Here is a 21,401-nt window from a genome sequence, read left to right as displayed (position 1 = left end):
TAGCTATAATCCACATAATTATGACAGAGAGTCCACTTGAAGCTTCAATCTGACCCCCATTCCGGAGCGAATACGATCACTGGCTATGGCGATGGCTACGTAGAGATCAATAAGATCCCTTACGACCATGCAGTCCTACTCAGCTCGGACGGCGCCATCTCTAACTGGTCTGCGCAAACATTTGATAGCTTAGAAGCCAGTCATTTCGCGCAAATGGTTGATTTAAAACCAGAATTAATCCTCATCGGGACCGGTAGCCGTCAGCGCTTTCCCAAGCCAGAACTCCTTAAATCCTTGATTGAGGCCAAAATTGGCTTTGAAATCATGGATTCTCAAGCCGCCTGCCGCACCTACAACATCCTAGTCGGCGAGGGTCGTCAGGTCGTGCTTGCCCTGATTGTGGAACCTACTTAATGCAATTTGGCCAAATTCGGCAGTCATCAGCCCTGCACCCAGGAAAGATTTTGCTGCTGGTCATTATTTACGGCTTGCTTTGGTTTGGCACCCTCAATTACCGCCACCTCATCCCATCCGATGAAGGCCGCTATGCAGAAATAGCCCGAGAAATGCTGTTTACCGGTGATTGGATTACTCCGCGTTACAACGGTTACAAGTATTTTGAAAAACCCCCTCTTCAGGCTTGGGCAACTGCCGCCGCATTTCAGGCATTTGGTATTGGCGATTGGCAAGCGCGCCTTTGGACAGCGCTAACGGGTTTCCTAACTATTCTTTTGGTCGGCTTTACTGGTGCGCGCATCTTCAACCCGAGAGCAGGATGGTTGGCTGCTGTTGTATTGGCATCGAGCCCAATGTGGATTATCAGTGGTCACCTCAATTCGCTCGACATGGGTTTGTCCTCATTTTTAGTGGGAGCCCTATGTAGTCTCTTGCTTGCACAAACTTCTCATAACAAAATTAATTGTCGCAACTGGATGTGGGCTTGCTGGATTTTTATGGCGCTAGCAACGCTATCCAAAGGCGTTATTGGTGCAGCGATTCCTGCAATGGTTTTTATTGCTTATTCCATCAGTACATGGGACTGGAAAATCTGGGCGCGCTTACGTTTATTTAGCGGAACTATTTTTTTCTTAGCTATCACTGCCCCTTGGTTTGTATTGGTTGCGCAACGCAATCCCGAGTTTCTAGAGTTCTTCTTTATTCACGAACATCTGCAGCGCTTCACACAAGATGATCACAGCAGAACTGGCCCGATTTACTACTTTGTACCGTTACTCCTGATTGGCTTACTCCCCTGGTTTCTACAGGTCCCCGGGGCCATTGCACAAGCATGGAGCGAGCGCCGTCGTGAGTTCTCAGCAGGCTGGTTATTAGTTTGCTGGTTTGCCGTGATCTTTGCATTCTTTAGCGTATCGCACTCCAAGCTACCGGGTTACATCATCCCCATTTTCCCAGCGCTCGCTTTAATTATTGGCAATCGTTTAGATCGCTTACTTGGTCACACCAACACCATGGCATTGCCATGGAAATTACAGACACTTTGCTTTGCAATTTTAGGGTGTATTGGATTTTTCTTTTTAGACGCCATCGGTAAACAAGCAAGACCTGATGAGATTGAAGCTTATGCGCAATATACCTATTGGGTGATTGCTGCAATAGTAGCACTTGTCAGTTTTAGCGCTTACGCTGCATGGCAAAGCAAGCGCAATGGTATTCAAAGTATTGTCAGTTTTGCTTGTGGGTTCTTTCTCTGTGCGATCATCGCGGGAACAGGTCACGAGACATTGGGTCGCGCAGTTTCTGGTATCGATCTAGTAGAGCGAGTCAAAGCCTCTATTCCAGAAAAAGTGAACTTTTATTCAGTGCGTCTTTTAGATCACACCGTGCCTTTCTATTTAAGCAGAACGATGATCATGGTTGAATCACCCGATGAGCTTGAGTTTGGGGTTCATCAAGAGCCAGAACTTTGGATGCCGACATTAGACGCCTTTATTACCCGCTGGCAAGAAGATCAAACGGCTTACGCCATCATGGTTCCAGAGCAGTTTGATGCGCTTAAGACTCAGGGCTTCCCAATGCAGGAAGTCGATCGTGATTCACGCAGGGTCATTGTCAAGCACCCAGATATCTCGCAGTAATATAGGACACCATGTCAAACTTCATCCCCTTCACACGCCCTAGCTTCAATCAAGAAACCATTGATGCTGTTTCAGAGGTATTGCGTTCAGGATGGGTGACATCTGGACCGAAATTGGCCGAGTTTGAAGCTGCTTTAAGCCAATACTTTGGCGGTCGTCCGGTACGCTGTTTTGCCAATGGCACCGCAACCATGAAAATCGCCCTACAAGTTGCTGGCATTGGCAATGGTGACGAAGTCATCACCACCCCAATTTCTTGGGTGGCAACTTCTAATGTGATTTTGGGTGTTGGTGCAAAACCAGTATTTGTGGATATCGATCCCGTTACACGCAATATTGATCTCAATAAAGTTGCTGCCGCAATCACACCTAAGGCGCGCGCGATCATGCCTGTCTATTTGGCAGGTCTGCCCGTTGATATGAATCAGCTCTACGCATTAGCCAAACAATACAAACTTCGCGTGATTGAGGATGCAGCCCAGGCTTTTGGCTCACAGTGGCAAGGCAAGAAGATTGGTAGCTTTGGTGACCTGGTGAGCTTTAGCTTCCAGGCCAACAAGAACCTCACCACTGTTGAGGGTGGCTGCCTTGTTCTCAATAATTTCGATGAAGCAAAACTGGCTGAGAAATTCCGCCTCCAAGGATTAACTCGTCAAGGCATGGATGGCATGGATGTAGACGTATTGGGTGGCAAAGATAACTTGACCGATGTGAATGCAGCTATCGGCCTTGAACAGCTCAAGCAACTTCCCTCTTATCAAACACGTCGCGCTGAACTCGCGCGCCAATACTTTGATGTACTTCGTGCGAAATTGAAATCAGCTGGATTGGAAAGCCTACATTTAGAACTTCCAGTAGAAAATTTCACTGATAGTAACTGGCATATGTTTCAAGTTGTTCTGCCACTTGAGCAGCTCAACACTAATCGCGCCCAAGTGATGACCGAGTTAAAAGACCTGGGTATTGGCACTGGCGTTCATTACCCCGCAATCACTGGGTTCACTCTCTATAAAAACCAGGGCTACAAAACTTCAGACACTCCGATAGCCGAACGCATTGGTCGATCCATTCTGACTCTCCCCTTATTTCCGGCAATGGCAGATGAAGATATTGGCCGTATAGCCAGTGGATTGGTCGGAATTCTGCAGAAATACCGCAAAAACTAGCGTTCCTGGGTTAAACCCAAAGAATCAGGCAAAATTGCAGCATGACTGCAAATTTAGTTGCCAACCCAACACTCAGCATTGTTATTCCCGTTTACAACGAGGAAGATGGTCTTCAGGCTCTATTTGATCGCCTTTATCCGGCATTGGATGCCCTGGCTGCCAAACGCAAGGTCACCTACGAGATCGTATTTGTGAATGACGGCAGCAAAGATCGTTCTGCCGGCATTCTTTCCAAGCAAGTGGAGTTACGTCCTGATGTAACTCGTGCAGTTTTATTTCACAGTAACTTTGGCCAACATATGGCCATCATGGCTGGATTTGAATACACCAAAGGTGAACACATCATTACTTTGGATGCAGACCTACAAAATCCTCCTGAAGAAATTGATGCATTGACTGAGCAGTTATTAAAAGGTCATGATTACGTGGGCACTATTCGCGCCGATCGTCGGGATAGCTTCTTTAGAAAATTTGCTTCACGGGCTATGAATCGCTTGCGTGAAAATATTACGCGCATCACGATGACTGATCAAGGTTGTATGTTGCGTGGATATAGCCGTCGCATTGTTGACTTAGTCCGCCAATGTGATGAAAGCAATACCTTTATCCCGGCACTGGCTTATACCTTCTCCGCAAATCCAGTTGAAATTACCGTCAAACACGAAGAGCGTTTTGCGGGTGAGTCCAAATACAGCTTGTATCAACTCATTCGTTTAAATTTTGACTTAGTCACTGGGTTCTCTGTCATGCCGCTGCAGATTTTCTCAATACTGGGCATGCTTCTCTCCCTTGCTGCTGGCAGCTTGTTTGCCTACCTGCTAGTTCGCCGCTTCGTTCTAGGCGCTGAGGTTGAGGGTGTATTTACCCTCTTCGCCCTGACCTTCTTCCTAATTGGTGTGATGCTCTTTGGGCTCGGACTTTTAGGTGAATACATTGGCCGCATCTACCAGCAAATCCGCAAACGTCCACGCTATGTGGTGCAAACCGTTTTAGAGAAAAAATAATTGCACGCAGTCGTCTTTGCCTATCATGATGTTGGCGTCAACTGCCTCAAAGCACTTCTCAATGCGGGTATAAAAGTCGATCTAGTAGTAACTCATCAAGATGACCCTAATGAGAATGTTTGGTTTGGGAGCGTTGCAAAACTCTGTCAAGAAAAAAATATTTCTTGCATCACTCCAAGCGCTAATGAATTAATAGATTTAGTTCCCAAGCTTCAAGCTTTAGCGCCTGACTATATTTTTTCTTTCTACTATCGCTTCATGATTCCGGAACAGATTTTGGCTTGCGCCAAAATTGCCGCACTTAATATGCATGGCTCACTACTCCCAAAATATCGTGGGCGTGCGCCAGTGAATTGGGCCATCCTGCATGGCGAAACAGAGACCGGCGCAACTTTACACGTTATGGAAGCAAAACCGGATGCGGGAGATATTGTTGGGCAAGCAGCCGTCAGCATCGGCCCAGATGAAACCGCTACGGATGTATTTGGCAAGGTCAGTCAGGCTGCCGTCAGCGTAATCGATCAAGTCTTGCCAAGCCTTTTAATGGGAACTGTTCCCCGCAAGGCAAATCAGCTCCAAAAAGGGAGCTATTTTGGCGGTAGAAAGCCTGCAGATGGCCAAATTCACTGGAATCAGACCGCCAAACAGGTCCATGACCTGGTTAGGGCTGTTGCACCCCCTTATCCAGGCGCCTTTACTGTTCACGAGGGGAAGGCCATGATTGTGGCCCGTACCAGCTTAAACGGTCCATTTCCGAGCAAGCTCAATCTTGGGGTTTGCGGCATCCAAGTGGTTGATAATCGGGTATTCGGCATTTGTGGCGACCATCAAGTAGTTGAAGTATTGGAATGGTTTCCAGCAAGCAAATAAATTAGATTAAAACGAGGCAGTAGAGATGAAAAAAGTACTCATTCTTGGTGTTAACGGTTTTATTGGTCACCACCTTTCCAAGCGCATTCTTGAGACAACAGACTGGGATGTCTACGGCATGGATATGCAAAACGATCGTCTTGGTGACTTAGTTAATCATCCGCGCATGCACTTCTTTGAAGGTGACATCACGATCAATAAAGAGTGGGTCGAATATCACATTCGCAAATGCGATGTCATCTTGCCCTTAGTGGCCATTGCAACTCCGGCAACCTATGTTCAACAGCCACTCAAAGTATTTGAGCTTGACTTCGAAGCCAATCTCCCAATCGTGCGCTCTGCCGTTAAGTACAAAAAGCATTTGGTATTCCCATCAACTTCTGAAGTGTATGGAATGTGTGAGGATGGCGAATTTGATCCCGCTAAATCCAATATGGTTTATGGCCCAATCAACAAGCCACGCTGGATCTACGCCTGTTCTAAACAATTGATGGACCGTGTGATCTGGGGCTATGGCATGGAAGGCTTACGCTTTACCCTCTTCCGCCCATTTAACTGGATTGGCCCTGGCTTAGATAGCATCTACACACCAAAAGAAGGCTCTTCCCGCGTTGTGACTCAGTTCTTAGGTCACATCGTTCGTGGTGAATCCATTAACGTTGTTGACGGTGGCGCCCAGAAACGCGCCTTTACTTATATTGACGATGGCATCGATGCTTTAATGCGCATCATCGACAACAAAGATGGTGTTGCCAACGGCAAAATCTACAACATCGGCAACCCAAAGAACAATCACTCTATTCGCGAACTTGCTAATCAGATGTTGGAAATCGCTCGCAGCATTCCTGAGTATGCAAAGAATGCGAATGAAGTGAAGATTGTAGAAACTACTTCTGGCGCTTACTATGGCGAAGGCTATCAAGACGTTCAAAATCGTGTTCCAGCAATTGATAACACGATGAGCGAACTAGGCTGGAAACCAACTACTACGATGTCTGATGCGCTCAAGAATATTTTTGAAGCCTATCGCGAAGATGTAGAAAAAGCCCGCACTTTAGTAGACAAAGAATAAGCGAAAGTAAATTCAAAGGTACATGGCTAAGATTGCTCTCAAGGTTGATGTTGATACCTTACGCGGGACTAAAGAAGGCGTACCCAATCTTGCTCGTACTCTAGAGCGTTTTGGTCTTAAAGCCACCTTCTTATTTAGCCTTGGTCCTGACCATACCGGCTGGGCCTTAAAGCGCGTCTTTCGTCCGGGCTTTCTAAAGAAAGTCAGTCGTACTTCAGTCGTTGAGCACTACGGCATTAAGACGCTCTTGTACGGAGTGCTTCTTCCGGGCCCCGATATTGGCAAGAAAGCTGCAGCAGAAATGCGTGCAATTGACAAAGCAGGTCATGAAACAGGTATTCATACTTGGGATCACGTTGCCTGGCAAGACGCAGTTCGTAATCAAGATGCACCTTGGACAAAAACGATGATGCAAAAAAGTTGGGATCGTTTTGTAGAAATCTTTGGGCATGCGCCAGTAACTTATGGTGCTGCTGGTTGGCAAATGAACGATGCCGCCTTTGAGCAACTCGATCAATGGGGCATTGCTTACTCCTCTGACGGTAGAGCTGAACCCAATCTCATGCCTTATCGCCTTGCACTGCCTTCAGGAAAAGCGAAGCATGTTCAGTACCCAACAACACTCCCGACCTTTGATGAACTTATTGGCATCGATGGCGCAGATGAATTTGGCGTAGTCAAAAAGTTATTAGAGATCACCCAAAGCAATCCAAATGACCAAGTCTTCACGCTCCATGCTGAACTAGAGGGACAAAAGCTATTGCCTGCGTTCGAGCAACTCCTAGCTGGATGGCTAAATCAAGGCCACGACCTCGTCACCATGGGTGAGCTTCACAAATCCTGGGAAGCCACCAAGCAACTCGATAAAATAGCTGTACTACCGCTGACCTGGGGTGAAATACCCAATCGCAGCGGCGACTTAATCATTCAAAATAACTAGACCTCAGAGACAATAACCAACAAAGGATCATCATGACAGTAGCCATCGGTCAACCTATGCCACAGTGCGCGATTCCAGCAACTTCTGGATTAATGTTTTCACCTGCGTCTGCAAAAGGTAAAAAGCTGGTCCTCTACTTCTACCCTAAAGATATGACCCCAGGCTGCACAGCTGAGTCCGGAGAATTTAGAGACAACATTGAAGCATTCACTAAAGCCAATACTCTGGTGGTAGGTGTATCCCGAGATAGCCTCAAGTCACATGACAATTTCCGGAGCAAACTAGAACTCCCGTTTGAGCTAGTTGCTGACACGGAAGAAAAGCTTTGCCAGATCTTTGGCGTTATGAAGATGAAGAATATGTATGGCAAACAAGTCCGTGGCGTCGAGCGCAGCACCTTCCTATTTGACTCCGCCGGCAAACTCGCAAAAGAGTGGCGCGGCCTGAAGGTTCCGGGTCATGTGACAGAGGTATTACAAGCTGCTCAAGCCACTAAATAATTTTTACAACAATTTGATCTGAGGTGCTTGCAAACCCCAAAATTTGGGGTAAAGTGATTCATATGCACCGTAAACGACGGGAAAGTCTGACAATCCGTTTGAATCAGAAACCTGAATATCTCAGATCAGGTACGGGGAGCAACCCCCTCCGTTTTTCAGACCTTAATACAACCAGTTTCGTAATAAACCGTCAATGCAATCCGCTTGGCGGTTTTTTCTTTTAGGAGAGTCCATGCCACTGCCCCCAATCCCCACTCAAATTGCTGATCAAGTCAAACTCAGTCGCAAAGATACTCCCGACTTAAAGAAACGCCCTGCTCAAGCAAAACCAGTGGTAGTGGAAGCCGTTGATTGGACTAATGACGCAGAGGAAGATTTATCTGCTGCAGAAGTAGCTCTTGAAAAGATCAAAGCGGATCATCGCCCCACTTCGAGCGCACGAAACGAAAGTAAAGCACCTACACCCGCAAAACCTAAACGTGTAATTCGTACTGGACCGCCGAGCTTATTTGTTCTCGATACCAACGTATTGATGCATGATCCAAGCTCGCTATTCCGTTTCTCCGAGCACGATCTCTATCTGCCAATGACCACTCTTGAAGAGCTGGACAATCACAAAAAAGGTATGACCGAGGTAGCCCGCAATGCTCGTACAGTTAGTAGATCATTGGATCAACTGATTGCCGGAACAAGTGGCACATTAGATGAAGGCATTCCACTGAATAAGTTAGGCAACCAAGATGTCACCGGTCGCCTCTTCTTCCAAACTAAATTCTCCACACAAGCATTACCGGAGGGCTTGCCCGAAGGTAAGGGCGACAACATGATTTTGGCAGTAGTCAGTGAGCTGCAAAAAACTCGCAAAGGGCAAGAAGTAGTGTTGGTATCGAAAGATATCAATATGCGCATCAAAGCCCGCGCACTTGGCTTACCGGCTGAAGACTATTTCAATGACCAAGTTTTAGAAGATCGTGACTTGATGTATGCCGGAGTCATGCAACTGAATGCAGACTTCTGGCCTAAACATGGCAAGGATATGGAAAGCTGGGCTGATTCTAAATCCGGCACGATGTTTTATCGAGTTACCGGGCCATCCGTACAAAGCATGCTGGTCAATCAGTTTGTCTATCAAGAAAATCCTGATGGCTCCACGCCTTTCTACGCACAGGTTAGAGAAATTAATGGCAAGACTGCTCTCCTGCAAACTTTAAGAGACTTCTCGCACCAAAAGAACAATGTTTGGAGTGTTACTGCACGCAACCGAGAGCAGAACTTTGCCATGAATCTGCTCATGAATCCGGATGTGGATTTTGTGACTTTATTGGGTCAGGCAGGAACTGGTAAAACCTTGTTAGCATTGGCTGCCGGACTTGAGCAGGTTCTCGATAGCAAACGCTATAACGAAATCATCATTACTCGTGCCACAGTGCCTGTAGGCGAAGATATTGGCTTCCTACCTGGTACCGAAGAAGAAAAGATGCAACCTTGGATGGGTGCATTTGACGACAATCTCGAGGTATTACAGCGCAACGAAGATGGCGGTCCCGGTGAATGGGGTCGCGCTGCAACCCAAGAGTTGATTCGCTCCCGTATTAAAGTAAAGAGCATGAACTTCATGCGCGGCAGAACTTTTGTCAGCAAGTTTGTCATCATTGATGAGGCGCAAAACTTAACCCCTAAACAAATGAAGACTTTGGTAACCCGTGCAGGTCCTGGAACCAAAATCATTTGCTTGGGTAATATCGCTCAGATTGATACGCCTTACCTAACAGAAGGCTCCTCTGGTTTAACTTATGTGGTGGATCGCTTCAAAGGCTGGCGTCACGGCGGTCATGTGACATTGGCTCGCGGTGAGCGCTCACGCCTTGCGGATCATGCTGCTGACGCACTCTAAGCAATCCCTCTCATGCCGCACTCTTCTTGGGTGCGGCATTTTTATTTGTAGCTTACTCATCCTAAGCGGATGCAGCACATTCAGCGGTAAATCAGGATCCTCTTCAAAAGTTTCTCAATTCAAACAAGATACTAGTGTTGGCACTGAAGATATCTCCATTGCAGCCGTAGGCTTAGTGGACGTGCCCTATCGATATGGTGGCAATACCCCAAAAGGTGGTTTTGATTGCAGTGGGCTGATTATGTATGTCTATAACAAAGCGGCCGGGGTAAAACTACCGCGCACTATTCAATTAATGAGCACCAAAGGTAGAAGCATTGAAGGGCAACCTCCCGCACCAGGTGATTTAGTATTCTTCAATACCACTGGTGAGAAATATTCTCATGCTGGAATCTATGTGGGGCAAGGCAGATTTGTGCATGCCCCGAGTGCAGGCGGAACGGTGCGTCTCGATTACATCACTTCACCCTATTGGGCGGCAAAGTTTACTGAAGCACGTCGCGTAGTACCTCAGTAATCGCGCAAGGGTTATATCAGGTCTGCTTTAGAAACGAGTCTGCAGACCAATTCTTCCGGAGTAAGCCTGATAAGTTCCCACTAAGGAGTTATCAACAGCTAAGTTCAGAAACAGATTAGTGTCTTTTGTGATGCGTGCATTTAATTCAGCATCTACAGTCATCCAGCGTGAGTTTGCTTGCGACTGAAAAGTGATCGGATTAACACCATAGAGCGAAGCCATAGTCGTGCTGGTGCCTGCATTAAAGATACTCCAATAGCTGGCACGCAAATACGCAAAGATGGGAGTGCTACCAACAACATCCTTATGACCAGCTAATAAACCTAAACGGCCACGAGTCATCTCACTTTTATTAAAGTTCACTTGACCGTAGGCATCAGTAGCATTATTCATGCCAATGGCGTCATACACGATTTGAGCTTGCGGAGAAATTAAGAACTTATCGAAGTTCCAGCGACCGCCACCCTCAAGGGATCCAGTAAAGCCAGATCCTTGTGTTCTGAGCTGCGCACCTTGTGCAGAACTGGCCCCCGCATTGAGGTAGCGAGTACCTTGTGCAAGAGCATCAACATACAGGCCATTAGCAGCAAAGTGGGTCCCGTATAAGCCTAGAGAGTAGGCCTGCATGCCATTAATGCTACCGGTAGAGATCCCACCAGTCTGACTAGAGGTATTGGCATTAGCGCTACCAATCGTTACATAAGGGCCGACATATGATCTTGATCCACTCTGCTCTTCATTCTGATACACGTCTACACCCAACTGCAAAGCATAAGCATTAAAGCTCATCTTCGGGCCATCATTCGCTGAAGATGGAGTTGATGTGCCTGCCTTACCAATAATACGAGCCCAATCGTTAGAGCTCTTCTTGGCGCCACCCTGCGGATCAACCAAATTAAGATCTCCACGGCGTTGATCTAGTGTATCTACGGCTGTCTGCGCATACAACTGCACTAATGAAGGTACGGCTGGATAAACAGCAACCTCGATACGCTCACCAGCCGCTGGAGTGATGACTGGGGCTGCAGGAACGGCTGGAGTAACAGGAGCTGGCGTTGAGCCGCCAGAGCCAGGTGTGGATGCTGGAGCTGGTGCTTGAGTAAACAGGTACCAAGAATTTCCCACTCCAGATGTACCACCTTTGTATAACTGGTATTCATAGGCACCAGCTGCAACACGCTGAGTTAATGCAAATGCATTGGATGCGGAAGCTCCATTCACAATCACTACCGGAATACCATTGCCAGTTGTGCGATTACCGAGACCACCCTTATCAGTAATAGTGAGTCCAGTAGAACCTGTGGTGTTGCCAGTTACAGTCAAGGTATCTGCAACAGGTGAAGCAACTGGAGCGTATACACCACCAACAAAGGCAGCATTATTACCAACGTAGTTTCCGTTAACTGTCAGGTTGGTTGCAGTACCGTTAAATGATGGGGTAATTGTTCCTGAGTTAGTTACGTTGCCATTAATAACACCACTGCCTTGCAAGTTAGCACTGGCAGCAATAGAAGTATTTGATGTAGTCGAGCCAGTTATTATGAGACTACCCGCATTAATGTTTGTATCGCCGGTGTAAGTATTGACCTTAGAAATTGTTACGGTGCCAGAGCCATCTTTAACCAGACTACCTGATCCACTCATCACGCCAGCATATGCGCCATTGGCAGACTGATTGAAATTAAGGATTGCATTGTTAACTACGTTACCTTGAATACTTGAGGTATTACCGGCCAACGTGCCTGCTGAAACGGTAGTACCACCACTATAGGTATTGGTACCGGAGAGGGTTAAGGTGCCAGCACCTATTTTTGTAAATCCACCAGATCCCGCCATATTCCCTGACAGGCCCATGTTATTTCCATTGGTGTTGATAGTGCTCGCACCAGATAAAGCAACATTATTAGCAAGATTTACTGAAGAGTTTGCTTGCAGGGTTGTGCCACCTGCCATCGTTACAGAACCAGTACCGAGGGCTGTATTATTGGCAACCGCAATGGTTCCCGCATTCAACACTGTGCCACCCGTGTAAGTATTAGCACCGGATAAAACTAAAGTTCCAGCCCCACTTTTCTCAATGCTAGAAGCAGCAGCACTTGGGCTAGTTTGATCCTGAATTACTCCAGAAATAGCTAAGCTGGAAGTACTATCTACAGCAACTTTTCCAGACACTAATTCATATCCGGAGGAGCTATTCATCACTACGTTAGAGTTATTAGTGGCGTTGATGATATTCAGACCAGTTACGGCATTACTGAAGTTTGTATTTGAAAGCCCGTTAAAGCTCAGGGTTTCTTGTGTGTTGCCCTTATTAAAACTAATGCCGCCTAACAAAGTAGAGCCGCCATATAAAGTAACAGTGTTATTAGATCCGCCCGTTGTCGAGCCAGCAAAATTAATTGCAGTAGCGGCAGCACTTGCAGCAATAATTTTTCCGTAGTTATATACATCCACCCCAGGTTGCTGAGCGCTGTAGATTGCGTAATTTGCTGCTGTAGGAGCACCTATTAAGCCGGATGATGTATTGGTGATGGTAGTGCGATTGGCATTGGCATTGTTATCAATTTGGATGCCGTTGCCACTACCCGCGCCACTTGCAGCGCAATTGCTGCCAACAACCGTTGATGGGCATATGGTTCCTGAGTTAGTGATATTTGCTGCGCCCGTTACTTGAATTCCATTTGAATTAGCCCCTTGAGCAGAAATTACTCCCGAGTTATTAATGGCAGTGATTGCTCCACCATTAACAACCTGAATACCATTTGCACCAGAGCCCGCTGTTGTGATGGAGCCAGTATTGATGATCGTATTAGCCGCAGAACCAGCATTAGTTGCACTGATGTAAATGCCTGATGCGCTCGTACCACCCGTGTAAATAGTGCCGTTGTTAGTAATGCTGCTGCCACCTGCCTGAGATCTTCCGTTAACTCCTGATGAAATACCATAGCCAAAATAAAATGCACTGGTATTTAAATTTCCATCATTAACTACTGTGGCTGCACTACCAATGCCCACTGTAGAGCCATTGATGATTAATGAAGTACCAGAGTTAATGTTTACAGTAACGCTATTGCCCACTGTTGTATTTGACTGGGTCGAAATAACGCCTGCTGATGTGCTACCGACTCCAGTACACGTCACTACAGTTCCGTTTATATCCGGAGTGTAGTTATCACAGCTACCTGCTGCGATCGAGAATGATGAGAAACCTAGGAGCATGTAAGTAACTCCAAAACTTAATAGGCTGCGAAACAGAATCTTGCTTTTCATTGGGCTTGCTCTAGCGGATTTAGATATAAAAGAAGTGGCTAAGCCACTGATATTAATAGGGTTAATAATAATTACCCATATAGTTAATATCTATTAACCTTAGGGCTAATACTTCCAACTTACATAATCATCAATAATTGTTTTGAGAACTAAAGTAAGCTTGAGCCTAATCACCCACCTGGAGAATGAGCATGAAAAAAATCATCATCGCTTTAAGTATTGCCCTGAGCTTTGCGCTTCCTACTTACGCTTTTGCTGATCAAGCAGCCTGTGAAGCCAAGGCAGTGAGCAAAGAAGGAAAGCCGCTGTATGGCGCAGCTAAAGATGCTTCCATTAAGAAGTGCATGGGTGATGCCAAGCCGAACGATTGTGAAGCTAAAGCAATTAGCAAAGATGGTAAGCCACTGTATGGTGCAGCTAAAGCAGCCTCAATTAAGAAATGTGAAGGCGGTAAATAAGATTAGTTATTTCCTCTGTTTTGATCCGATAAATTTTCTGCATTAAAAAAGCCTCACAGTGTGAGGCTTTTTCTTTATCTGTTTATTGTTTTATTTAGAACGGCTCGTATCCACCAGATGAATATCCAACAGAGCCCATCGCTAAGTTATCAAACTTGGTATATGGACCTTGCCAGCTTAAGCGCACTGTACCGATTGGACCGTTACGCTGCTTACCGATGATGATTTCTGCCACACCTTTATCGGTAGTGGTATCAGGGTGATACACCTCATCACGATAGATGAACATAATTAAGTCGGCATCTTGCTCAATAGCGCCTGACTCACGCAAGTCAGACATGATCGGACGCTTATTAGGGCGTTGCTCAAGACCACGGTTTAACTGAGAGAGCGCCACTACAGGGCACTGCAATTCTTTTGCAAGTGATTTGAGTGAGCGTGAGATTTCAGAAATCTCGGTTGCGCGGTTTTCAGAACCAGAACCACTCATCAACTGTAAGTAGTCAATCACCACCAAGCCAAGTGTGCCGCCAAAGTTTCTGGCGATACGACGTGCGCGTGCGCGCAACTCTAAGCTGGATAAAGAACCAGTCTCATCAATCAAAATTTGGGTATTACTTAAACGTGCAATGGCATCAGTGACACGCGGCCACTCATCGTCCTGCAACTTACCAGTACGCATACGACCTTGGTCTACGCGCCCCACCGAACCCAATAAACGGGCAGCCAATTGTTCGCCTGACATCTCCATGGAGAACACAACAACAGGCAAACCTTCTGCTAAGGCAACGTTCTCGGCAATATTTAAGGCAAATGCAGTGTTGTGAGTAACGACATAATCATTCGTTACGTAAGTTCTTTGAGGATGGCTAACTGAAATACATTGCGCTTCAGTCACTCTGGATGACTCAATGCTCGTAAAGGTCAACCTACGCTGTCGATCCCAGTTGGCTCTTAACCTTTCAGTCTTTTCAGGCAGAGTAAAAGCTTGAAAACCAGGGCCAAAACTCATATTTAAAACATAACTTAGGCGACCTTGCTTCTTTTCACCCTTGTAGGTATAGCTTGTCTGCTTATGCGCTATTGAGCAAAAACCACCCAAAGATCTGGCTAAAGTTGCAACATCTTCAGATAATTGTTTGCTTGCTGTACAAAAGCGAATAGAGCCCCACTTCTCAATCCATCCATCCGTATCCATCAAACCCTGGAACAATGCAAGACGAGAATTCTTATTCGCCTCTAGATAAGTAGAGGGAATGTATTTATCAAAACTTCTGCAGCCAAGAACACCTAAATCCTGCAATGCAGACCTGAAATAATTCGTTGGAACTGCTTGACGTGCGCCATTGGCTGCGATTCTAGCTTTAGAGACTACTCTCCAGTCGTATGCATTAGCATGAGCCAACTCCATCTCATAGCCTGCAAGCATATTCATGCGATCTATAAACTCAGGTGATTTAGTCGAAAACATCACACTACTGTGAGATAGCGCCAGAGTTCCATCACCTAACAAAGCACCAAGAACCCAAGGATGAATGGGCAGTTCTTTTGAATGTCCAAATTCTCCACTTACTGGTTCAATCCAAAGCCTATTTTTATATCGCACACACTGCAACATTTCCATCAAGCGAGTTGTATTAATAACGCGTGGCTCGGACCAATCGCGATACATCACCCGCCAGAGATGCTCATCACAGCACTCAGCTTGACGGCCATCGGAAAAGGTAACTTTGTATATCTGCTTAAGACCTTGCGGATAAATGCCAGTCACCATTGAATGCTGGCCATCAACGGAAGCCAGGCGATCACCAAACTTAAGATCACCCATCAACTTCCAGCCATCAACCGTTTTCACTTTTGCATCCAGTGGTTGCGCCTTACCCATCGAGGGTCTTCCCGCAACAATCACTAAGTCACCTTTTTGCAGACCACTAGTTTGCTTATCTAAATCTATGAAGCCAGTTGCAATACCAGTGATGTCGCTACCGCCTTGGCGGTTATAGAGCTCATCAATACGGGCAACAACAGCTTTCAGCAAAGGCTCAATCTCAAGATAGTCAGCTTTGCGACTACCTTCTTCACCAATCTGAAGAATGCGTGACTCAGCTTCATCCAACAGCGTTCTAACAGTGCGTCCCTCAGGAACGAATGCAGAATTAACAATGCTGTCTGACACTTCAATCAAGCGACGCAAAATACTGCGGTCACGAACAATATCAGCATAGCCTTTAATGTTCGCTGCACTGGGAGTGTTTTGCGCTAATGAATTTAGGTAATCAATACCAACTAAGTCGCCACCTTGCTCTGATTTAATTGCATCATGAACGGTAATAACGTCAGCGGGATGATTGTCGCCAACCAAACGGGCAATCGCTTTGTAGATCAAAGCATGTTCGGGGCGATAGAAATCTTTATCGTTTAATACTCCACCCAGGTTATCCCAAGAAGAGTTATCGATCAGTAGACCGCCGAGCAAAGATTGCTCGGCTTCTACAGAATGCGGCGGGACTTTTAAAGCCTGCACGACTGCATCCCCAGAACCCATCATGCCGGGATTCAGCGTAACGGAACGTGAACGGGATTCAGCCATGTGGCTAGTTTACAGATCTAAAACTTAAGCTTGCTCGCCAACTACACGAATAGTGATGTCTGCAACTACGTCGGTATGAACAGCAACCGCTACAGGGTGATCACCAACCATTTTCAATGGGCCAGTAGGCATACGAACTGAAGACTTCTCAATTGTGAAGCCTTTAGCTTTCAAAGCATCAGCGATGTCATGGTTGGTTACAGAACCAAACAAACGACCGTCAACACCCGCTTTTTGACCGATTTCGAGAACCAAGTCCTTAAGCTTTGCGCCAACTACTTCAGCAGCAGCCAATTTCTCAGCAGCCAATTTTTCCAACTCAGCACGACGAACTGCGAAGTCAGCAATCGCTGCTTCAGTTGCACGACGGGCTTTGCGTTGTGGGATTAAAAAGTTACGAGCGAAACCGTCTTTAACGCGAACTACGTCGCCAAGGTTGCCCAGGTTAGTTACTTTTTCTAAAAGAATGATTTGCATTGAGGGCTCCCAATTATTTCTTATGTTGATCGGAGAATGGCAATAAAGCCAAGTAACGAGCACGCTTGATAGCAGTGTCTAATTGACGCTGATACTTTGCTTTTGTGCCTGTCAAACGAGCAGGAGTGATCTTGGCGTTCTCGCCAATGAAGTCCTTCAATGTATCTACATCTTTGTAATCAATCTGTTCTACGCCAGCAACAGTGAAACGGCAATAACGCTTACGCTTGAACAATGGGTTCTGAGCTGGTTTCTTTTTGAAATCGGGTTTCTTTCCAAACGCCATGATGATTTCCTCTTTAATTTTTCAATTGAATATGGGTAATATGGAAAACAAGTCTTTGATTACGTAGAGTCTTGGGTGCTAAGAATCCCTCAAACACTGCCTCAGTTCCTAAATCCATTCGCTCTAAGTCCTTTTGTATCGGACCGATTGTGATGGCTTCAACGTTCATCTGAATTTTCCTTGCCACTCCTACCTCGTTTGCTTGGCCGCTATGCTCTAGCTGACAATGCATCACCGGTATTCCTGCTGGTGTAAATCGAATCGCGTCTTTAGATACCAAGATTGCAGTGAGGGTGAAATGATTCAACGCCGCTCCGCTTCTCTGATACGTTTTCTAGTCTGTGTATTCCTCTTCAAATTTCTAACTTAGGCTGTCGCTACAGGAGCGTCGGCTTGAGCAGATTTACGCGCTTCTTCACGTTGCACTTCTTTCATCATGATAGAAGGCTCTGTTTCAGCTTTCTTAGTCTTGATAATGAGGTGACGCAAAACAGCATCGTTAAATTTGAACGCATGCTCAAGCTCTTCCAGAGTTTTCTGGTCGCACTCAATGTTCATGCAAACGTAATGGGCTTTAGCAAGCTTGTCGATCATGTAAGCCATCTGACGACGACCCCAGTCTTCCATACGATGAATTTTGCCGCCCGCAGCTGCTAATGTAGCTTTGTAACGATCGATCATCGCTGGCACTTGCTCGCTTTGGTCCGGATGGACGATAAAGACGATTTCATAATGACGCATCTAACACTCCTTAAGGATTAAGTCACCTGGGCGTCTTGCTAAGTTCTGATGGTTGTGAACTCAGCGCCAGTGTGACAAGGTAGTAACAAATTGTAGGTACTGCTTACAACACTTTTACAGCTGCTTTTCAGCACTTACCGGATTACAGGTAAGACCGCTATTCTAGCAAAAAAATCCTGCCAAGTCAGGGATTTACCAGCTATTTGAGACTGTTTTTCGGCATTCAGCGCTAGCTGGAGTGCAATTCTTGCCCTAGGAGCAGTAAGGCTGCCTGATGCTAAACAACCGCCAATGTCCTTTTCAGGCAAATCGGGCAAGGTTTCACCCGCGCCGGTTCTGGTGGTTCTGACCAAGGCAATTCCATGCTTTACCGCTGCACCCAGAGAATCCCTCCAGGCATCATGAAAGCCTCCCATGCCAGAGCCCGCAAGGACCAAGCCCTTTACTTTGGAGTTCAGCCAATGGGTAATCGTTTCTGAGCGAGCGCCAGCATGGCTAGTCAATATCTCTACCCAAGGCCACTCACCCTCTTTGGGAATGGGCAAATCTTCACTCCAAAGGGCCTGAACCGCCTTAACACCTGACAGCCAAGATGGATTAATCAACCCAACTGAGCTACTAGGAGAGGCTTGGATGGGTGCATTGAGGGCGCTACCATGGCGTTTTGCCAGATCCATAGCCAAACAGCCTCTGCCATCCATGACCGCATAAACGCCACCCGGGCAGTTATCTATCGGGGTAGATGCCCAACGAATGGCATCTAGCAAGTTCGATGGGCCATCCGCCTTAGGGGCATTGGACGGCAACATAGCGCCAGTCAAGATGACTCTTTTGCCTAAATTTTGAGCATATTTGCCACAAGTCAACTGCAAAAAGACACCCGTTTCTTCAATCGTGTCAGTTCCGTGAGTGACCACTACTCCTTTGACCAAGGAATTAGCAAGGGCCTCTCTTACAGTCTCGCCCAGTAAGGTCAATAAAGATTCTGTCAGGTTGCGGCTATTGATATTGGCAACCTGCCTTGAAACTAAGCGAATACCTTCTGGAACGGCGGACTGAATATGGGCAAGCAACGAGGCCACTTCGACCTGGCCAGCTTCATATTGCATAGGATTTTCAGCTGGGCTCGGCGCCAAACCGGCAATCGTGCCACCCATACCCAACACCAAGATATGGGGTGAAGTTTCAGGAGTATTTTGTTGAGAGCTCATACCCCATTATCCCCCTTAAATAGCTTGATCTATCAAATACTGCTGTATACAATCCCAGTATGGACATAAACACAGTCGATTTTCCAGAGGAGCTGACTGCCCTCCCCAAGCTCACTCCACGCCAGAATGAGATTTTGGAGTTGATTACTAAAGCCATCGATGAGAGTGGCCTGCCGCCAACTCGTGCAGAGATCGCTAACCAACTCGGATTTGCTTCTGCCAACGCCGCCGAAGAACATTTGCGCGCACTTGCCAAAAAAGGTTATATCGAATTAACGCCTGGCACTTCACGCGGCATTCGCATTCCACAAAGATTCAATCAATCACACAACAGTAATAAATATCGCCAACTATCTTTACCGTCAGGCGCCTTACAACAACTCACATTGCCATTGATTGGTCGCGTTGCCGCCGGATCTCCGATCATGGCAGTGGAGCATATTGAAAAGCATGTTCCGGTTGACCCCAATTTATTTAGTAAAGGTGCCGATTACTTATTAAAAGTAAAAGGCATGAGCATGCGCGATGCCGGCATCCTGGATGGTGATTATTTAGCCGTCAGAAAGACAACCGAAGTTCGCAACGGTGACATTGTTGTTGCTCGCCTTGATGATGAGGTGACTGTGAAGCGTTGGCAGCAAAAGAAAACTGCGAGCGGTATGGTCATCGAACTCCAAGCAGAGAACCCAGACTTCAAAAACATTTTGGTGGATGATCGTCAACCCAACTTTGCAATTGAAGGCCAGGCAGTTGGCTTGATCAGGGCTGAAGGGCTCTAGTCTAGAGCCGCCCAAGCAAAAGGCCTCTTGTTAGAGGCCTTTTTTATTTACCACTTTACTCAGTAACCTTATTTACGAGTTGGGGCAACTACGTTTGCATTCTTTGGTGAAGAAGTCACGATGATGACTGACTTAGGACCGCCGAGAGATCCATCAACGATTTCAACAGTAGCAGTTCTATCGCCTTTAGTGAAAACCAAAATACTTGTTTTTGCTTTCACTGCAGTAACAGTAGTCCAGCCACCCTTTGGATATTCTGACTGGAAAAATGCGTAGACATCCGTTGCGCCTTGCAGTGCATTCACAACCGCTCTACCAACCCACTCATTGCCACGACCAATAATGATGGAATCGCCACCAGACAGACGTGCACCTTGCGGCAAAGGCATATCACCCAAAAGTTGTGATTGCACTTCCTGAATCTCTTCTGCTGTACCGGTAGGAGAATCTCCTGAACTGGCACATGCACCCAAGAGCGCTGTTAAAAATAATGCGAGGGCACTAACTTTTAAAGTTTGAATTGTGATCATGTGTGTAGCATTTGATTAAGGTAGTTGACGCTTTTTACTTACGATAGTTAAAAGTATTTTAGGTGATGCACCTAATTCGTCAAGACAAATTACTGGAGGCGCGTGAGGGAATCGAACCCCCGTACGAAGCTTTGCAGGCTCCTGCCTAACCACTCGGCCAACGCGCCATACTTTTGAATCAAAAATGGGAAGCTTTTGAGGGCTTCCCATCGAACTTGGAGCGGGAAAGGAGGTTCGAACTCCCGACCTATACCTTGGCAAGGTATCGCTCTACCAGCTGAGCTATTCCCGCATAACAGGGCAGTAGTTTAACAAACAATCGGGAAGAAAGCATTATTCCTTGTAAAACATAAAAATGGAGGGAATCCAATTGCCCCTAGAGGCTTAACTGGCTGGGCTTTATAACGCTTAATCGATTTTTCCAGCCAACTGCGGCAAAGCCTTTTTCATGTAATAGAACATCGACCAAAGCGTTAAAAATGAGGCAATCCAAATTAACCAGGTACCTACTTGCGCACAATTTAACCAACCAAATAAGGTGTCATTGAGCAATAAGAAGGGAATGGCCACGAGTTGAGCAGTTGTTTTGAGCTTGCCAACCATATGAACTGCCACGCTTTTTCCGGCTCCCAATAAAGCCATCCACTCTCTCAGGGCGGAGATCGTGATTTCACGACCAATGATGATGAGTGCAACCCAAACTTGGACGCGATCCATGTTTAATAAAACCAATAAAGCGGCAGCAACAATCAGCTTGTCTGCAACAGGATCCAAGAACTGACCAAATGCAGATTCTTGCTTTAAACGGCGGGCCAAGAAACCATCTAACCAATCAGTAATAGCGGCAGAGATAAAGATGATTGCTGCAATCAGATTCTTATCAAACGGAGTAAGCCAGGAATTAGGAAGATAAAAAATAGCTACCAACAGCGGAATCGCTGCAACACGCAACCAGGTTAGGGCGATCGGTAGATTGAAAGGCATTGGATAAGCATAAACC

Annotated in this window: 20 protein-coding genes, 2 tRNA genes and 1 pseudogene; 12 read left to right on the top strand and 11 right to left on the bottom strand. The window is 46.3% G+C overall.

Annotation, left to right across the window (positions count from 1 at the left end; all coding sequences use genetic code 11):
* Positions 1–36 precede the first annotated feature (36 nt).
* From ICV90_RS02505 to ICV90_RS02460, 10 genes and pseudogenes are all read left to right on the top strand, one after another.
* Positions 37–414 carry an Mth938-like domain-containing protein gene (locus tag ICV90_RS02505; protein WP_072583107.1) on the top strand — a complete coding sequence of 126 codons (378 nt, stop codon included), beginning with the start codon at positions 37–39 and terminating at the stop codon, positions 412–414.
* Positions 414–2,096, top strand: a complete 1,683-nt coding sequence (locus ICV90_RS02500; protein WP_215359427.1) for a glycosyltransferase family 39 protein — start codon at positions 414–416, stop codon at positions 2,094–2,096. Before ICV90_RS02505 ends, ICV90_RS02500 begins: the two co-directional genes overlap by 1 nt.
* A gap of 11 nt (positions 2,097–2,107) precedes the next feature.
* Positions 2,108–3,262 carry a DegT/DnrJ/EryC1/StrS aminotransferase family protein gene (locus ICV90_RS02495; protein WP_215359425.1) on the top strand — a complete coding sequence of 385 codons (1,155 nt, stop codon included), beginning with the start codon at positions 2,108–2,110 and terminating at the stop codon, positions 3,260–3,262.
* 41 nt (positions 3,263–3,303) lie between these two features.
* Positions 3,304–4,266, top strand: coding sequence for a glycosyltransferase (locus ICV90_RS02490; RefSeq protein ID WP_215359423.1), 963 nt, complete (start codon positions 3,304–3,306; stop codon positions 4,264–4,266).
* Positions 4,267–5,136 carry a formyltransferase gene (locus ICV90_RS02485; protein ID WP_215359421.1) on the top strand — a complete coding sequence of 290 codons (870 nt, stop codon included), beginning with the start codon at positions 4,267–4,269 and terminating at the stop codon, positions 5,134–5,136.
* Between the two features lie 25 nt (positions 5,137–5,161).
* Positions 5,162–6,208, top strand: a complete 1,047-nt coding sequence (locus ICV90_RS02480; RefSeq protein ID WP_215359419.1) for a bifunctional UDP-4-keto-pentose/UDP-xylose synthase — start codon at positions 5,162–5,164, stop codon at positions 6,206–6,208.
* Positions 6,209–6,230: 22 nt separating this feature from the next.
* Positions 6,231–7,148, top strand: coding sequence for a polysaccharide deacetylase family protein (locus ICV90_RS02475; protein ID WP_215359417.1), 918 nt, complete (start codon positions 6,231–6,233; stop codon positions 7,146–7,148).
* A gap of 32 nt (positions 7,149–7,180) precedes the next feature.
* Positions 7,181–7,648 carry a peroxiredoxin gene (locus tag ICV90_RS02470; protein ID WP_215359415.1) on the top strand — a complete coding sequence of 156 codons (468 nt, stop codon included), beginning with the start codon at positions 7,181–7,183 and terminating at the stop codon, positions 7,646–7,648.
* Between the two features lie 232 nt (positions 7,649–7,880).
* Positions 7,881–9,542 carry a PhoH family protein gene (locus tag ICV90_RS02465; protein WP_215359413.1) on the top strand — a complete coding sequence of 554 codons (1,662 nt, stop codon included), beginning with the start codon at positions 7,881–7,883 and terminating at the stop codon, positions 9,540–9,542.
* A 127-nt stretch (positions 9,543–9,669) separates the two neighbouring features.
* Positions 9,670–10,053, top strand: a pseudogene (locus tag ICV90_RS02460) (C40 family peptidase); the annotation flags it as partial.
* A gap of 33 nt (positions 10,054–10,086) precedes the next feature.
* On the opposite strand, the gene ICV90_RS02455 reads toward ICV90_RS02460, so the two are convergent.
* Positions 10,087–13,329, bottom strand: a complete 3,243-nt coding sequence (locus tag ICV90_RS02455) for an autotransporter outer membrane beta-barrel domain-containing protein (protein ID WP_215359409.1) — start codon at positions 13,327–13,329, stop codon at positions 10,087–10,089.
* Positions 13,330–13,520: 191 nt separating this feature from the next.
* Here ICV90_RS02455 and ICV90_RS02450 point away from each other — a divergent pair, with 191 nt between their 5' ends.
* A complete protein-coding gene (locus ICV90_RS02450) occupies positions 13,521–13,787 on the top strand; it encodes a hypothetical protein (protein WP_215360307.1) in 267 nt (88 codons plus the stop codon).
* A gap of 94 nt (positions 13,788–13,881) precedes the next feature.
* Here ICV90_RS02450 and dnaB read toward each other — a convergent pair whose 3' ends face one another.
* The 6 genes from dnaB to ICV90_RS02420 all read right to left on the bottom strand — a co-directional run bounded on the left by dnaB (position 13,882) and on the right by ICV90_RS02420 (position 19,092).
* Entirely contained in the window at positions 13,882–16,332 is a 2,451-nt protein-coding gene (gene dnaB, locus ICV90_RS02445; RefSeq protein ID WP_371743883.1) for a replicative DNA helicase, read from the bottom strand.
* A 69-nt stretch (positions 16,333–16,401) separates the two neighbouring features.
* Positions 16,402–16,854, bottom strand: a complete 453-nt coding sequence (gene rplI / locus ICV90_RS02440; RefSeq protein WP_072583119.1) for a 50S ribosomal protein L9 — start codon at positions 16,852–16,854, stop codon at positions 16,402–16,404.
* Between the two features lie 13 nt (positions 16,855–16,867).
* A complete protein-coding gene (gene rpsR, locus ICV90_RS02435; protein ID WP_011902267.1) occupies positions 16,868–17,140 on the bottom strand; it encodes a 30S ribosomal protein S18 in 273 nt (90 codons plus the stop codon).
* A 13-nt stretch (positions 17,141–17,153) separates the two neighbouring features.
* The gene (gene priB, locus ICV90_RS02430) at positions 17,154–17,447 is read right to left on the bottom strand and encodes a primosomal replication protein N (RefSeq protein WP_072583120.1); all 294 of its coding nucleotides are present in this window, start codon (positions 17,445–17,447) and stop codon (positions 17,154–17,156) included.
* A 59-nt stretch (positions 17,448–17,506) separates the two neighbouring features.
* A complete protein-coding gene (gene rpsF, locus ICV90_RS02425; RefSeq protein ID WP_072583121.1) occupies positions 17,507–17,881 on the bottom strand; it encodes a 30S ribosomal protein S6 in 375 nt (124 codons plus the stop codon).
* A gap of 134 nt (positions 17,882–18,015) precedes the next feature.
* Positions 18,016–19,092 carry an asparaginase gene (locus tag ICV90_RS02420; RefSeq protein ID WP_215359407.1) on the bottom strand — a complete coding sequence of 359 codons (1,077 nt, stop codon included), beginning with the start codon at positions 19,090–19,092 and terminating at the stop codon, positions 18,016–18,018.
* A 59-nt stretch (positions 19,093–19,151) separates the two neighbouring features.
* On the opposite strand from ICV90_RS02420, the gene lexA reads away from it, so the two are divergent.
* Entirely contained in the window at positions 19,152–19,871 is a 720-nt protein-coding gene (gene lexA / locus ICV90_RS02415; protein ID WP_215359405.1) for a transcriptional repressor LexA, read from the top strand.
* Positions 19,872–19,939: 68 nt separating this feature from the next.
* Here lexA and ICV90_RS02410 read toward each other — a convergent pair whose 3' ends face one another.
* From ICV90_RS02410 to pgsA, 4 genes are all read right to left on the bottom strand, one after another.
* Positions 19,940–20,401: a hypothetical protein gene (locus ICV90_RS02410; protein ID WP_215359404.1), complete on the bottom strand. Its 462-nt coding sequence runs from the start codon at positions 20,399–20,401 to the stop codon at positions 19,940–19,942.
* A 93-nt stretch (positions 20,402–20,494) separates the two neighbouring features.
* Positions 20,495–20,568: transfer RNA gene (locus ICV90_RS02405), tRNA-Cys, on the bottom strand.
* Positions 20,569–20,617: 49 nt separating this feature from the next.
* Positions 20,618–20,693: transfer RNA gene (locus ICV90_RS02400), tRNA-Gly, on the bottom strand.
* 116 nt (positions 20,694–20,809) lie between these two features.
* A complete protein-coding gene (gene pgsA / locus ICV90_RS02395) occupies positions 20,810–21,385 on the bottom strand; it encodes a CDP-diacylglycerol--glycerol-3-phosphate 3-phosphatidyltransferase (RefSeq protein WP_215359402.1) in 576 nt (191 codons plus the stop codon).
* Positions 21,386–21,401 lie beyond the last annotated feature (16 nt).

Origin of the sequence: Polynucleobacter sp. JS-JIR-II-b4, from assembly GCF_018687815.1 — a bacterium.
In the GTDB taxonomy this organism is placed as follows: Bacteria; Pseudomonadota; Gammaproteobacteria; order Burkholderiales; family Burkholderiaceae; genus Polynucleobacter.
Note: the sequence above shows the minus strand (reverse complement) of the source record. Positions and strands in the feature narration are given on the sequence as shown.

Excerpts from the sequence above, each read along its gene's own strand:
- ICV90_RS02500 (WP_215359427.1), top strand. The coding sequence starts at position 414 with ATGCAATTTGGCCAAATTCGGCAGTCATCAGCCCTGCACCCAGGAAAG.
- ICV90_RS02495 (WP_215359425.1), top strand. The coding sequence starts at position 2,108 with ATGTCAAACTTCATCCCCTTCACACGCCCTAGCTTCAATCAAGAAACC.
- ICV90_RS02490 (WP_215359423.1), top strand. The coding sequence starts at position 3,304 with ATGACTGCAAATTTAGTTGCCAACCCAACACTCAGCATTGTTATTCCC.
- ICV90_RS02480 (WP_215359419.1), top strand. The coding sequence starts at position 5,162 with ATGAAAAAAGTACTCATTCTTGGTGTTAACGGTTTTATTGGTCACCAC.
- ICV90_RS02475 (WP_215359417.1), top strand. The coding sequence starts at position 6,231 with ATGGCTAAGATTGCTCTCAAGGTTGATGTTGATACCTTACGCGGGACT.
- ICV90_RS02470 (WP_215359415.1), top strand. The coding sequence starts at position 7,181 with ATGACAGTAGCCATCGGTCAACCTATGCCACAGTGCGCGATTCCAGCA.
- ICV90_RS02465 (WP_215359413.1), top strand. The coding sequence starts at position 7,881 with ATGCCACTGCCCCCAATCCCCACTCAAATTGCTGATCAAGTCAAACTC.
- ICV90_RS02455 (WP_215359409.1), bottom strand. The coding sequence starts at position 13,329 with ATGAAAAGCAAGATTCTGTTTCGCAGCCTATTAAGTTTTGGAGTTACT.
- ICV90_RS02450 (WP_215360307.1), top strand. The coding sequence starts at position 13,521 with ATGAAAAAAATCATCATCGCTTTAAGTATTGCCCTGAGCTTTGCGCTT.
- dnaB (WP_371743883.1), bottom strand. The coding sequence starts at position 16,332 with ATGGGTTCTGGGGATGCAGTCGTGCAGGCTTTAAAAGTCCCGCCGCAT.
- rplI (WP_072583119.1), bottom strand. The coding sequence starts at position 16,854 with ATGCAAATCATTCTTTTAGAAAAAGTAACTAACCTGGGCAACCTTGGC.
- rpsR (WP_011902267.1), bottom strand. The coding sequence starts at position 17,140 with ATGGCGTTTGGAAAGAAACCCGATTTCAAAAAGAAACCAGCTCAGAAC.
- rpsF (WP_072583121.1), bottom strand. The coding sequence starts at position 17,881 with ATGCGTCATTATGAAATCGTCTTTATCGTCCATCCGGACCAAAGCGAG.
- ICV90_RS02420 (WP_215359407.1), bottom strand. The coding sequence starts at position 19,092 with ATGAGCTCTCAACAAAATACTCCTGAAACTTCACCCCATATCTTGGTG.
- lexA (WP_215359405.1), top strand. The coding sequence starts at position 19,152 with ATGGACATAAACACAGTCGATTTTCCAGAGGAGCTGACTGCCCTCCCC.
- ICV90_RS02410 (WP_215359404.1), bottom strand. The coding sequence starts at position 20,401 with ATGATCACAATTCAAACTTTAAAAGTTAGTGCCCTCGCATTATTTTTA.
- pgsA (WP_215359402.1), bottom strand. The coding sequence starts at position 21,385 with ATGCCTTTCAATCTACCGATCGCCCTAACCTGGTTGCGTGTTGCAGCG.